10 protein-coding genes are annotated in these 13,001 nt (G+C 72.1%); 7 read left to right on the top strand and 3 right to left on the bottom strand.

Annotated features, from left to right (window positions below; all coding sequences use genetic code 11):
- Positions 1 to 9 precede the first annotated feature (9 nt).
- Genes IEZ27_RS23175 through IEZ27_RS23165 form a run of 3 tightly spaced genes read right to left on the bottom strand, consistent with a single transcriptional unit; the run spans position 10 to position 3,151 of the window.
- Entirely contained in the window at positions 10 to 897 is an 888-nt protein-coding gene (locus tag IEZ27_RS23175) for a carbohydrate ABC transporter permease (protein ID WP_125636096.1), read from the bottom strand.
- Positions 894 to 1,853 carry a carbohydrate ABC transporter permease gene (locus IEZ27_RS23170; RefSeq protein WP_189649156.1) on the bottom strand — a complete coding sequence of 320 codons (960 nt, stop codon included), beginning with the start codon at positions 1,851 to 1,853 and terminating at the stop codon, positions 894 to 896. Before IEZ27_RS23170 ends, IEZ27_RS23175 begins: the two co-directional genes overlap by 4 nt.
- Positions 1,853 to 3,151, bottom strand: a complete 1,299-nt coding sequence (locus IEZ27_RS23165; protein WP_189649155.1) for an ABC transporter substrate-binding protein — start codon at positions 3,149 to 3,151, stop codon at positions 1,853 to 1,855. The genes IEZ27_RS23170 and IEZ27_RS23165 overlap by 1 nt, the downstream gene beginning before the upstream one ends.
- Before the next feature lie 156 nt (positions 3,152 to 3,307).
- On the opposite strand from IEZ27_RS23165, the gene IEZ27_RS23160 reads away from it, so the two are divergent.
- The 7 genes from IEZ27_RS23160 to IEZ27_RS23135 all read left to right on the top strand — a co-directional run bounded on the left by IEZ27_RS23160 (position 3,308) and on the right by IEZ27_RS23135 (position 12,990).
- On the top strand, positions 3,308 to 4,528 hold the full coding sequence (locus tag IEZ27_RS23160) for an ROK family protein (RefSeq protein WP_189649154.1): 1,221 nt from the start codon (positions 3,308 to 3,310) through the stop codon (positions 4,526 to 4,528).
- Positions 4,529 to 4,697: 169 nt separating this feature from the next.
- Positions 4,698 to 6,818 (top strand): alpha-L-fucosidase, encoded by a 2,121-nt coding sequence (locus IEZ27_RS23155; RefSeq protein WP_189649153.1) that lies wholly within the window; start codon positions 4,698 to 4,700, stop codon positions 6,816 to 6,818.
- 172 nt (positions 6,819 to 6,990) lie between these two features.
- Positions 6,991 to 9,720: an AfsR/SARP family transcriptional regulator gene (locus IEZ27_RS23150; RefSeq protein WP_189649152.1), complete on the top strand. Its 2,730-nt coding sequence runs from the start codon at positions 6,991 to 6,993 to the stop codon at positions 9,718 to 9,720.
- A gap of 141 nt (positions 9,721 to 9,861) precedes the next feature.
- Complete coding sequence (locus IEZ27_RS23145; RefSeq protein WP_125636090.1) at positions 9,862 to 10,044, top strand: hypothetical protein; 183 nt, start codon at positions 9,862 to 9,864, stop codon at positions 10,042 to 10,044.
- Positions 10,045 to 10,121: 77 nt separating this feature from the next.
- On the top strand, positions 10,122 to 10,676 hold the full coding sequence (locus IEZ27_RS54085) for a TlpA family protein disulfide reductase (RefSeq protein WP_229824254.1): 555 nt from the start codon (positions 10,122 to 10,124) through the stop codon (positions 10,674 to 10,676).
- The gene (locus IEZ27_RS23140; RefSeq protein ID WP_229824253.1) at positions 10,673 to 12,526 is read left to right on the top strand and encodes an ABC transporter ATP-binding protein; all 1,854 of its coding nucleotides are present in this window, start codon (positions 10,673 to 10,675) and stop codon (positions 12,524 to 12,526) included. Before IEZ27_RS54085 ends, IEZ27_RS23140 begins: the two co-directional genes overlap by 4 nt.
- Positions 12,523 to 12,990, top strand: coding sequence for a S26 family signal peptidase (locus tag IEZ27_RS23135; RefSeq protein WP_189649150.1), 468 nt, complete (start codon positions 12,523 to 12,525; stop codon positions 12,988 to 12,990). The genes IEZ27_RS23140 and IEZ27_RS23135 overlap by 4 nt, the downstream gene beginning before the upstream one ends.
- Positions 12,991 to 13,001 lie beyond the last annotated feature (11 nt).

Here is a 13,001-nt window from a genome sequence, read left to right as displayed (position 1 = left end):
GATTGCCGGTCATTTGCCGATGCCTTGCGTCATGCCGCTCACGATGCGGCGGCCGAACCAGAGGTAGATCACGATCATCGGGAGCACGACGATGACGACGCCGGCGAACAGACCGCCCCAGTTCGAGGTGTATTGCATGTTGGAGTAGAAGTTGAGCAGCGCGACGTTCAGCGTCTGCATGCGCTGGTTCGGCACCAGCATCAGCACGATCACGGTCTCGTTCCACAGGCTCAGCACGTTCAGCACGGCCACGGTCGTGATGCCGGGCCTGGCGAGCGGGACCATGATCTGCCAGAAGGTCCTGAACGGCGTCGCGCCGTCGAGGGCCGCGGCCTCCTCCAGCTCGCCGGGCAGCGACCGGAAGTAGCCGATGAGCACGAAGACGCTGAACGGCAGGCTCAGCACGACGTAGAAGAGCGCGACGGTGATGCGCGGATCCCACGCCCCCGTGATCCAGTCGATCATGAACCGCGACAGGCCGACGCTGATGAGCACCATCGGAACGGCGAACGCCTGGAACGGGATGCTCATCCCGACGGCGAAGAAGGTCGCGACCGGCCCGCTCGACCGTCCGCCCAGCCGGGCCACCGCGTACGCGGCCGGGATGCTGAGCCCCATGACAAGCGCGACCGAGACGGTCACGAGGATCACCGAGTTGACCGTCGCGGCCCCGAGGCCCGAGGTCGACCAGGCGGTGGCGAAGTTCTCCCACATCCAGGTGCCGGGCAGTCCCACGGGGTCGGCGAAGATCTCCCGCGAGGTCTTGACCGAGTTCAGCACGACCCAGACGACCATGGCGAGGTTGACCAGCACCCAGAGCCACAGACCGGCCCTGATCAGCAGGATCGCCGAGGCGCCGAAAGCCTCGGCCGTACGGCGGCGCGCGGGGCCGGTCATGACCACTCCAGCCGGTCGCGCCGCTGGATGCGGCGGGACGACACGATCAGCCCGACGGTGATGGCCGTCATGACCACCCCGATGGCGGCCGCCTCGCCGAGCTGGGCCATGCCGCCGACGCGTCCGCCCGTGACCCGCAGGTACTGCTCGACGGCGAGGGTGCGCGCTTCGAGCGGCGGGGTGCCCGCCGTGCCGACGAAGGCGATGACGATCTCGAACGTCTTGATGCCGGCGATCGCCCACAGGGCCGCCGCGGTCGCGATCATGTCCCGGGTCAGCGGGAGGGTGACGTACCTGAACTGCTGGATCAGGGTCGCGCCCTCGATGCGGGCCACCTCGTACAGGCTCGGCGGGATCCCGTCGACCGCGGACATCACCAGGACGACGTAGAAGCCCGCGGCGCTCCACACGACCCCGGCCATGATCACCTGGAAGATCAGCTCGGGTCCGAGCCAGGGCTGGCGCAGCGCGTCCAGCCCGGCCAGCCCGAGGAGGCTGTTCACCATGCCCTTCGGGTTGAAGAGGAACGAGACCGCGAGACCGACCGCGATCGGTGAGATCATGAACGGCAGGAAGACGGCCGATCGGATGAAGGCGCCGGCGCGGGCGGTGCGCAGCGCGACCATCGCGGCGACCGCGATGAGGAAGAGCGCCACCCCGACGATCGACGTCAGCAGGACGGTGTTCAGGAACGACGACAGGAACATCCGGCTCGACAGGAGTTCGGCGTAATTGGCCAGGCCGACCCAGGAGAACTCGGTGCCCAGCCCCGACCATTCGGCGAAACTGAGCACGACGCCGAAGATCGACGGCAGAACGAAGAAGAGCAGGTAGGCGATCAGTGCCGGCAGCAGCAGCGGGAGGTACAGCCGGCGGCGCTCGCCGTCCAGGGCGCCGCCGGCGACCTCGGCCCGCCCTCGGCGTGCCGCGGGCCGCGCCACGGTGTCCGCGACCACTACTCTCCCAGCTCGGCGGTCTGCGCCTTGCCGTCGGCCAGGAACTTCCCGGCGCCGATCGAGCCGCCGATGAGCTTGTCGTCGAGCGGGAGGAAGACGTCGTTGAACCACTTGGGCGCCACCGTGGCGACGCCGTCGAAGTCGAGGCTGACCTCCGTCGCGGCGCGGATCGACTCCTGGATCGAGGTGAGCTCCTCGGGAGCCGGGGAGTCGCCGCGCGACGGGATGTTCCCGGCGTCGGTCGCGATCCGGTCGATGTACTTCTTCTGCATCGCGAACGCCAGGAAGTCGGCGACCGCCTGCTGGTTCGTCGACTTCGGGTTCACGCCCCATCCGAGCGCGCCGATCGTGACCGCCGAACTCTTCGAGGCGTCGACCGGGGGCAACGAGATGATGCGCGGCTTGACCGCCTGGGCGCGCAGCGAGGCCGTCTCGCTGCCGAGCCAGGTGCCGTTCAGGTTGAAGGTGTGGTCGCCGGCCGCCCATGCGTTCTGGGCGTCGGGGAACTTGGTGGCCATGTAGTCGGGCTGGAAGAGCCCGGCCTTCACGAACGACTCAAGCTCGGTCACCGCCCGCTTCACCTCGGGGCGGTCCCAGGCGGCGGGGTCCTCGGCGAGCTGCCGCAGCGTGCCGGGGCCGGCCGTCGAGAGCAGCAGCTGGTAGAGCCAGAACGCGTTGTAGGAGTTGACCGTGCCGTCGAGCGCGATCGGCCGGCGCCCCGCGGCCTTCTCCTTGCCTGCGACGGCGAGGAGGTCGCCGAAGGTCTTGGGCGGGGTGGTGGCGAAGTCGGGGTAGCGGGCGGCGTCGTACCAGAGGCCCACGGAGAAGACGCTGTGGGGGACGAACCCGTAGCCCTTGTCGTCGCTGATCGCCTTCAGCACGCTCTTCGGCAGGACCTCCTCGATCGTGGTGTTCTCGCCGGGGATCTTGGCCTTGAAGACGGCCGACATGTCGCCGAGCGCGCCGGCGGCGCGGAACTCGGCGGTGTGGTCGATCGCCGTGTCGAAGAAGTCGGGCCCCTCGCCGGTCGCGATCGCGTTCTTGATCTGCTCTTCCTGGGCCTTGCCGAGCCACTGCACGTCGACCTTGACGCCGGTCTCCTTGGCGTAGTCGGCGATGACGTTCTCGAAGAGCGTGGCCTGCGGGGTGCCCTTGGCCCACTTCCCCCAGTAGACCAGCGGTTTCGCCGCCGGGCCGGACGCGGCGTCCGAGGACCCGCCGCCCTGGATCTTCGTGCCGCACGCACTCAGGGCGAGGAGCGCGCCGACGGCGGCCACTACGCGGATGCACTTGCGCATTGCTGCTTCCTTCTTGGGGCAGGCGTCCACGGAGGGCCGTGCGACGCGGAGGGGGGCTGCGATGCGCAATAATAAAGACAGTTTCTGTATTAATGGAAGAGGCTTGTTCGTACTCCGTGCGTCAACCTGGCGCCGCGGGAACCGAGAGGGTTGTGGATGAGCGTGCTGATCGGACGTGAAAAGAGCCTGCTGCACCGCGCCGGAGACCAGTCGCGGCTGCGCCGCCTGAACTCGCTGGCCGTGATCGAGGCGATCCGGCAGGAACCGCTCACCATTCCGATGGTCGCCCAGGCCACGGGGCTCTCGAAGACCGCCGCGGACTCCGTCGTCGCCAACCTCGTCACGCTCGGCTGGGCCGCCCCGGTCGAGCCGCTGGCCCCGACCGGCGCCGGAAGGCCGGCCAGCCGCTACCGCTTCCGCGCCGAGGCGGCGGTCGTGGCCGGCGTCGACATCGGCCAGCACACCACCAGGGCCGAGATCGCCGACCTGAACGGCGAGGTGCTGAGCTCGGGGTCGGTCGCCTCGTCCGTCTCCGAGACGCCCCGCGACCTCGTCGCCGCCGCGGTGAAGGTCGTCGATCGGCTGCTCGCCGAGCAGGGCCGCGGGCGTGCCGAGGCGTGGGCGATCGGCGTGGCCGTGCCCGCCGTGGTCTACCAGGACGTCATCACCAAGGGGGCGGAGGGCTGGGCCGGGTTCAGCGTGCGCGCGGCGCTGGAACCGCACTTCGAGTGCCCGATCGCGGTGGAGAACGACTCGAACCTGGCCGCGTTCGCCGAGGCGTGGAAGGGCAGCGCCACCGACGCGACCTCGATGATCTACGTGCACTCGGGCAACCGCACGGGAGCGGGGCTCGTGCTGAACGGCATGGTCGTCCGCGGCGCGAACGGCGCGGCCGGCGAGATCGGCGCGCTGCCGCAGCTCGGCTGGGAGCACGCCCAGGAGTTCCTGCACGACGTACGGCTCGCCGACGGGCGGCGGCTCAACCGCGAGGAGGTGTTCGCCGCCGCGGCCGAGGGCGAGGCGGCGGCCGTCCAGGCGGTCGACCGGTTCAGCGCGGAGATCGCGATCGGCATCGCCGCGCTCGTGCTCGCGATCGACCCCGAGATCGTGGTGGTCGGCGGCGGCAACGCGCGTGCCGGCGACACCTTCCTGGAGCCGCTCCGCCGGCACGTCGAGACCCTGTGCACGGTACGGCCGGCGCCGCCGATCGTGCCCTCGACGCTGAAGGAACACGGGTCGATCACCGGGGCGGCCGGGCTCGCGGCCAACACCGTCCTGGAGCAGTTGTACGCGGCGGCCTCCGGCGGGCAGACCCTGTCCAGCACCGACGTCCCGCCATGGCGCTGGGGCGCGGCGACGGGTGGAGCAAGCTCGTGAGCGCCCACCAGACATCGGATGAATGCTCGCACAACCCTTGCTGTCGGCTTGGAGATCGGGCTACCTTTCCTCCAACGTCTCCCCCCGCCTTGGAGTGGTCATGGCTCGCTTACGCCGACTTCTCGCCGCCTCGATGCTCACTGTCATCGGATGTATCTCTTCTCCCGCCTTGGCATCAACGGAAGGCCCGTACGAGCCGACCGTCGAATCACTGAACAGTCATCCGACCCCCAAGTGGTTCAACAACGATAAATTCGGCATCTTCCTCCATTGGGGCGCGTACTCCGTCCCAGCGTGGGGCCCGCGCGGCAGTTACGCCGAGTGGTACTGGTACTACATGAACTCCCCGGGTAACGAGACCAATCGCTACCACCGGGCCACGTACGGAGAGGACTTCTCCTACGACCGCTTCGCCGAGCAGTGGAAGGCCGAGAAGTTCAACGCGGCCGACTGGGTCAAGCTCTTCAACGACGCCGGGGCCAAGTACTTCGTCCTCACCTCCAAGCACCACGAGGGCGTCGCCCTGTGGGACAGCAAGGTGAGCGAGCGCGACACCATGGCGATGGGCCCGAAGCGGGACCTGGCGAAGGAGCTGTTCAGCGCGGCCCGCGCCGACGGGAAGCTGCGCGCGGGCTTCTACTACTCGCTCATGGAGTGGTACAACCCGCTGTTCACCGGCCAGCCGGCGACCAACCCGTACACCGGTCAGCCCGTGCCGTACACCGGGGCTCCGCAGAGCGGCGACTACGTCAAGGACTACATGCTCCCGCAGATGCGCGAGCTGATCGACGGCTACGACCCCGACATCCTGTGGTGCGACGGCCAGTGGGACCGCTCGGCCGCCCAGTGGCAGACCGCGGGCGTGATCGCCGACTACTACAACAAGGCGCTCAAGAAGGGCAAGGAGGTCGCGGTCGCCAACCGGTGCAAGATCGAGAGCGGCGCGCTGGAGAGCCACGAACTGGACTTCCAGACGCCCGAGTACTCCGTCAAGCCGGACATCGACCCGGTCAAGTGGGAGTCCAGCCGCGGCATCGCGCACTCCTACGGCTACAACCAGAACGAGCCCGTCGAGGACTACCTGAGCTCCGACCAGCTCGTGGACTCCTTCGTGGACATCGTCAGCAAGAACGGCAACCTGCTGCTGGACGTGGGCCCGAAGGCCGACGGCACCATCCCCGACGTGCAGCGGGAACGGCTGCTGGACATGGGCTCCTGGCTGAAGGTCAACGGCGAGGCCATGTACGGCACCACGTACTGGAACCGGGCCGAGGAGAAGGGCGGTCCGGACGACCTCCGGTACACCGTCAAGGACGGCGTCCTCTACGCGACCGCGCTGAAGTGGCCGGGCGAGCAGCTCACCCTGGGCGCGGACGTGCCGGTCGGCCCCGGGACGCGCATCACGCTGCTCGGCTCCGACAGCGGCCCGCTGCGGTGGCAGCGCGACGAGCAGGGCCGGGTGGTCGTCACCACCCCCGCCGAGACCGGGCAGTACGCCTACTCCTTCAAGATCGAGACGCCCGGTGTGTCGGCCCTGCCGCGCTTCGGCACCGATCTGCCCGAGTTCGTACAGGCCGGTGAGACCTTCAGCGGCAAGGTGACCGTCACCAACCCCGGCTCCAAGCCGCTGCGCGGGGCCTCGCTGGACCTCACCGCGCCCGAAGGCTGGACGGTGAGCCCGGCGAGCACCAGGATCGGCAACCTGGCGGGCGGGGCGAGCGCCGACGTGCCCGTCACCGTGACCGTCCCGGCCGGGGCCGAGCCCGCCGCGCTGCCGATGCGGGCGACGCTCAGGTCGGGCCGGTTGCGCGCGCCGTACCCGGTCCCCGTCTCGGTGGCGCTGCCCAACCTGGCCCAGGGCAAGCCGGCCACCCAGAAGAGCACCGGCTACGACGCTCCGGCCGCACGGGCCGTGGACGGCGACACGAACGGCGACTTCTGGAGCGGCTCGGTCAGCCACACCGCGGAACCGGCCAACGAAGCCTGGTGGCAGGTCGACCTCGGAGCCTCGGCCAGTCTGGACAGCGTGGAGATCTGGAACCGCACCGACTGCTGCGGTGACCGGTTGCGGGACTACTGGGTGATCTCCTCCGACCAGCCGATCATCGCGGACGGGCTGGAGGAGGCCCGCACCGCGCCGGGCGTGACCGCCGTACACGTGCAGGAGCAGGCCGGGCGGCCCAGCAGCACCAAACTGCCCGCCGGCACGTCCGGCCGGTACGTACGGATCCAGCTCGCCTCGGGCACCAACCCGCTGGTCCTCGCCGAAGTACGGGTGAGAGGCCGCTGACACAAGCGGCGATCATCAGCCGCCGATCGCCGCGCTCGTCATGGGCGCGGCGGTCGGCCTGACCGGCACGGCGGGAACCGGCAGGACTCCCGCTTCACCTTCCTCACGGCCCCCACGGCTCCCGGACGTTGGTTACGCTCGAACAAGATCCACGAGCAGGGGGTGCGCCGTCGTGCTGATCCGATTACTCGGCCCGGTGGAAGTGGAACGTCCTGGGCAGGTGCTGCCGGTGCGACCGCCACAGGTGGCGCTGGCACTGGCCGCGCTCGCGTGGGAGGTCGGCCGGGTCGTCCCGGTCGAGTCGCTGCTCGGACGGGTCTGGGGCGAACGGGTCCCGCCGGGGGCGCGGCGCACCCTGTACACGCTCATCACCCGCGTCCGCCGCGACGTCCTGGCGGACGAGGGCGCCGTCGTCCACCGGCCCGGCGGCTACCTGCTCGACCTGGACGACTCCGCCGTGGACGTGTCGCGCTTCCGCGGTCTCGCCGAACGGGCGACGACCGAACCCGATCCGGCGCGGCTGCTCGGCGAGGCCCTGGAGTTGTGGCGCGGCGACCCACTGACCGGGCTGCCCGGCGAATGGGCCGAACGCGCCCGCCACCGCCTGCACGACGAACGCAAGGAGAACCTGCTGCGGTGGGCACGCGCGGTGACCACCCGCGACGCCGCGGCCGCGGTGGCCGCGTTGTCGCCGCTGGCCGACGAGCACCCGCTGGACGAACTGGTCGCCGTCGCGCTGATCGAGGCGCTGCACACCTGGGGCCGTACGGCCGAGGCGCTGGCCCGCTTCGCCGGCGTGCGCCGGACGCTGGCCGAGGAGCTGGGCGTCGAACCCGGCGCGGCGCTGCGGCGTGCCCATCGGATGTTGCTGCGCTCCGGTGACACGGCCGACCCCGCCCGCGTGGTCCCCGCCCAGCTCCCCGGCGACCTGAGGGGCTTCGTCGGCCGGGCGGCCGAGCTGGCCCGGCTGACCGCGGCGGCGCGCGGCGACCAGCCGCCGGCCGCCGCGGTCTGCGCGATCTCCGGACCGCCCGGAGTGGGCAAGTCGTCACTCGCGCTGCACTGGGCCCACGTGAACCGCGACCGCTTCCCGGACGGCCAGCTGCACGCCGATCTCGGCACGCTCGGCCCGGCCGACGCGGCCGCGGTGCTCCCCCGGTTCCTCACCGCCCTCGGGGTCCCGGAGACGCAGGTGCCGTCGGACGTCGAGGCCCGGATCGGTCTCTACCGCAGCCTGCTGGCCAGCCGGCGGGTCCTCGTCGTGCTCGACGACGCGCGCGGCGCCGACCAGGTACGCCCACTGCTGGCCACCGCGCCGGGATGCCTGACGCTGGTCGTCAGCCGTTCCGAGTTGTCCGGTCTCGCGGTCACCACAGGGGCCTCCCTGGTACGCCTGGACGTCCTCCCCGACGACGACGCCCACCGCCTGCTGGCGGCGCGGCTGGGGGAACCCCGGCTGGCGGCCGAGCCCGAGGCCACCGCGCTGATCATCCGCCGGTGCGGCCGATTGCCGCTGGCACTGGCGATCGTCGCGGCACAACTCGCGCAGGGCGACGAACTGCCGCTGGCCAAGGCCGCCGCGGACCTCGCGCGGGCCGGCACGGACCTGGAACCGTTCGCCCACACCGATCCGGCGGTCGACCTGCGCCACGTCTTCGGGCGGTCGTGCCGGCACCTGCCCGCGCTCGCGATCCGCCTGTTCCGGCGCCTCGGGCTGCACCCCGGCCCGGCCCTGCCGCTCGCGGCCGCGGCGAGCCTGGCCGCCCTTCCGGTGGAGACCGCGGGTGAGCTGTCGGCGCAGCTCGTCCGCGCCAACCTGATCGACGTACGCGCGCGTGGCCGCCTGCGTACGCACGACCTGCTGCGGGTGTACGCGGCGGAGCTGGCACGGGCCATGGACAGCCGCGCGGCGCTGCGTGCCGCGACGCGGCGGCTGCTGGACTACTACCTGCACTCGGCGTGCGCCGCGAGCGAGCTCTGCTACCCCCACCGCGAGCGGCTGACGCCGGAGCCGCGGGCACGCGGGGCCGTGCGGGAACGGTTCGCCGGCCCGGTGGAGGCCCTGCGCTGGTACGCCGACGAGGCGGTGACGCTGCCGTCCCTGCTGGCGGAGGCGGCCGCGGCGGGGCTGGACCGGCACACGTGGCAACTGGCGTGGGCGTTCGCCGAGTTCATGCAGCGCCACGGCCCGTGGGAGCAGATCCTGAGCGTTCAGGCCGTGGCGCTGGACGCGGCCGGCCGGCTCGGCGACCGGCTGGCCCAGGCCCGTTCCCACAGCAGCATCGCGCGCGCCCACGCCAAGCTCGGCCTGGAACGGGAGGCGGTCGAGCACTTCCGGCGGGCGATCGACCTGCACGAGGACCTCGACGAGCCGGTTCTCGAAGCGCACCTGCACCTCGGCGTCTCGACCTCGCTGAACCGGCTGCGCTCCGGCGAGGCGCTGGGCCACGTGCTGCGCGCGCGGGAGCTGTTCCGGCAGGTGGGCGACGTCATCGGCGAGGCACGGGCGTTGAACAACGCGGGCTGGCTGCACGCCGAGGCCGGCGAGTACGACGAGGCGCTGGACCACTGCCGCCGGGCGCAGCGCATCCTGGCCGAGTCCGGGTACGCCCAGGGCGAAGGGCACGCCTGGGACAGCATCGCCTACGTGCTGGCGGCCATGGGCGACCTCGCGCAGGCGGTGACGTGCTACGAGCGGGCCGTCGAGCTGCTGCGCGGCTGCGGCGACCTGCACCCGGCCGCCGAGACGCTGGTCCGCCTGGGCGAGACGCACCTACGGGCGGGCGACACCGCCTCCGCGCTCGACGCCTGGCGGCGGGCGGCGGAGTGCTACGACACGCTCGGCGATACGCAGGCCGACCGGGTACGGGCCCGCATCACGGCCTGTGACCAGCGCCGATAGGCCGTTAAGAAATCATTCAGAGATCGATCAACCCCTGGGTGCAGGCTGCGACGAGCGGCGGTACGGCGGCCCTGGGCCGGCCGGACCCCGCCGCGCCGAGCGGGCGAGGGCCCGCTCGGGACTGCCGAAAGGGAGGCTTCGATGCGTGCGATGACCAGAATGGCCGACCGGCTGCTCGAAATGATCGTGCCGCACACGGTGGCCCGCGCCACCGACTGCTCCTACGAGTGCTGCAGCGGCTGGGGCATCGGCCGCTACTGCTGCTACTACCCGGACGGTCACCGTTCGTGTGGCTCCTGCCAGCGTTACGACTACTGCTACTGATCACCCGCCACGATGACCGGTGCCCGGCGGCATGACGCGGCCGGGCACGTTCATGAGCTTTCACACGGAGGTGTCCTGTGCCCTACCTGATCGCGACCGTGGTCCTCGTCGGCGCCCTGTGTCTGGTGGACCTGGTGTTGACCCTCGCCGTGGTCCGCCGGCTCAAGGAGCACACGAAACTGATCGACGCCCTGTACGAGCTCGCCGACGCGGGCGGCCCGGCCGGAGCGTCCGGCGGGGTGGCCGTCGGCGAGGTCGTCGGCGACTTCGACGCGACGACCGTGGAAGGGGGCCACGTGACGCGCGACCTCCTGCCCGAGGGGACGGTCGTCGCGTTCCTCTCGCCGGACTGCCGAGGTTGTCACGAGCAGCTTCCCGAGCTGGCCTCCTGGGCGGCGGGGCAGGACCGGTCACGGGTGCTGGCCGTGGTCGACGGCCGGTCCGGGGACCCGGCGGAGCTGGTCACGACGCTGCTGCCGGTCGCCCAGGTCGTCCTGGACGACGCGCGCCCGCACGTGGCCGACGCGTTCCGGGTCCGGTCCTTCCCGGCCTTCTTCCAGGTGTCCGCGGGCGGCAGGCTGCTCGCGACCGCGCCCAGGCTCTCCCGGCTGGCAGCCGGATCCCCGGCGTGACCGGCAGCCGGCCCGCCACGGCACCGAGTTCGCGGGTCCTGGCGGGGTGCGCGGCCCGCGCCGCCGGGACGGTGTGGCGGGCGGCGCCGGCCCACGTGCTCGCCTACCTGGCGACCACCCTCGTCGGCGCGGCCGGACCGGTCGCCCTGGCGTGGCTGGCCAAGGCCGTGCTCGACGGGGTGGCATCGGGGCGGGCCGGCGTGCTGCCCGGCCTGGCGCTGGGCATCGCCGCCGTGACGACGGCCGGCGCGGCGGCGGCGCACGCCGGGCAGTACCTGCGTGCCGAGGTGGACCGCCGGGCGGCGTTGCGGGCCAAGGACGAGCTGTTCGCGGCGGTGTCCGGCTTCCCGGGGCTGGCCCGGTTCGAGAGCCCCGCGTTCCTCGACCGGCTGCGCCTGGCCCAGCAGAGCGCGAGCAACCCCGGCAGGCTGGTGGACACGGCGCTCTCGGCCGCGCGCGGCGCGCTCACCGTCGCCGGGTTCATCGGGGCCCTGGTGGTGATCAACGTGGGGTTCACCGTGCTGGTCGTGGTGTCGGCCGTGCCTGCGTTGCTCATCGAGCTCCGGATGTCGCGGCAGCGGGTCGCGATGTTGTGGCGGATCGGTCCCGCCGAGCGCAGGGAGATGTTCTACGCGCAGCTGATGTCCACCGTGGACGCCGCCAAGGAGACCCGGCTGTTCGATCTCGGCGCGTTCCTGCGGCTGCGCATGCTGACCGAGCTGCGCTCGGCGAACGCCGCCCGCCGCCGGACGGACCGGCGGGAGTTCCTGGTACGGGCCAGCCTGGCGGGCACCTCGGCGGTCGTGGCCGGTGCGGGGCTGGTCTGGGCGATCCTCGCGGCGGGCCGCGGGCAACTCGGCGTCGGTGACGTGTCGATGTTCGTGGCCGCCGTCGCCGGGGTCCAGTCCGCGCTGAACGTCGTGGTGTCGGCGGGTGTGATGGCGTACGAGCAGTTGCTGACGTTCCATCACCATGTCGCGATCGTGACCGCCGGGCCCGGCCTGCCCGTGCCGGAGCGTCCCCGTTCCCTGCCGCCGCTGCGCCGGGGCATCGAGCTGCGTGACGTCTGGTTCCGCTACAGCGAGGACCATCCGTGGGTGCTGCGCGGCCTCGACCTGTTCATCCCGCACGGCGACTCGGTCGCCCTGGTCGGACGGAACGGCGCGGGCAAGAGCACGCTGGTGAAGCTGCTGTGCCGGTTCTACGACCCGACGCGCGGCGTCGTCCTGTGGGACGGGGTCGACCTCCGCGACGTGCCGCCGGAGACGCTGCGCGCCCGGATCGGCGCGGTCTTCCAGGACTTCGTGGCCTACGAGCTGACCGCGGCCGACAACATCGCGGTGGGCGACCTGTCCGCCGCCGGGGACCGGGCGCGGATCGAGCGGGCGGCGCGGGAGGCCGGCGTCCACGACACCGTCGAGGCCCTGCCCGCCGGGTACCGCACGCTGCTGAGCCGCGGGTTCCGCCCCGACCAGGAGGACGGAACGGCTGAGGGCGTGGCGCTGTCCGGCGGGCAGTGGCAGCGGGTCGCCCTGGCCAGGGCGTTCCTCCGGCACGACCGCGACCTGATGATCCTCGACGAGCCCAGCGCCGGGCTGGACCCCGAGGCCGAGTACGAGGTGCATCGGCAGCTCGCGCGGCTGCGCGGCGGGCGTACCAGCGTGCTCGTCTCGCATCGACTCGGGGCGGTCCGTGACGCCGGCCGGATCGTGGTGCTGGCCGACGGCGTCGTGACCGAGGAGGGCACGCACGCGGCGCTGCTGGCCGGCGGCGGCGCGTACGCGCGGCTGTTCACCCGGCAGGCCGCCGGCTACCGGGACGACGCGCAGCCGACGGGGGCGGCACGATGACCGGCCCGAATCCCGGTGCGGTGGCGCTGGTCGCGGGCGTGGCAGGGCTGGTCGCCGGGGCGGTCTGGCTGCGCCGGCGGTACGTGGTGGTGACGGTCCACGGCGAGAGCATGCTGCCCGCGTACCGGCCGGGCGAGCGTGTGCTCGTCCGGCGGACGTCGTCCCGGTCGTTGCGTACCGGCCAGGTCGTGATCCTGGGCGCGGACCCCGGCGGGGACAGGACCGTCACCGGAGCACGCTGGATCATCAAGCGGGTCGCGGCCGTCCCGGGCGACCCGATACCGCGTGACACCGTGCCCGCCCTGCGCACCGCGCCGGGCACGCGGGTGCCGACGGGCCGCCTGGTCGTCCTGGGGGACAACGCGAACCGCTCGTACGACTCCCGCCACTCGGGATACCTGACCGCGGACCGCCTGCTCGGCGTGGTCCTCCGCAAGATCGGCGGCGGGGTCCTGGACGGGTGACGCCGGGAGCA

The sequence above is a fragment of the Nonomuraea spiralis genome (assembly GCF_014648435.1).
Classification (GTDB): domain Bacteria; phylum Actinomycetota; class Actinomycetes; order Streptosporangiales; family Streptosporangiaceae; genus Nonomuraea; species Nonomuraea spiralis.
Note: the sequence above shows the minus strand (reverse complement) of the source record. Positions and strands in the feature narration are given on the sequence as shown.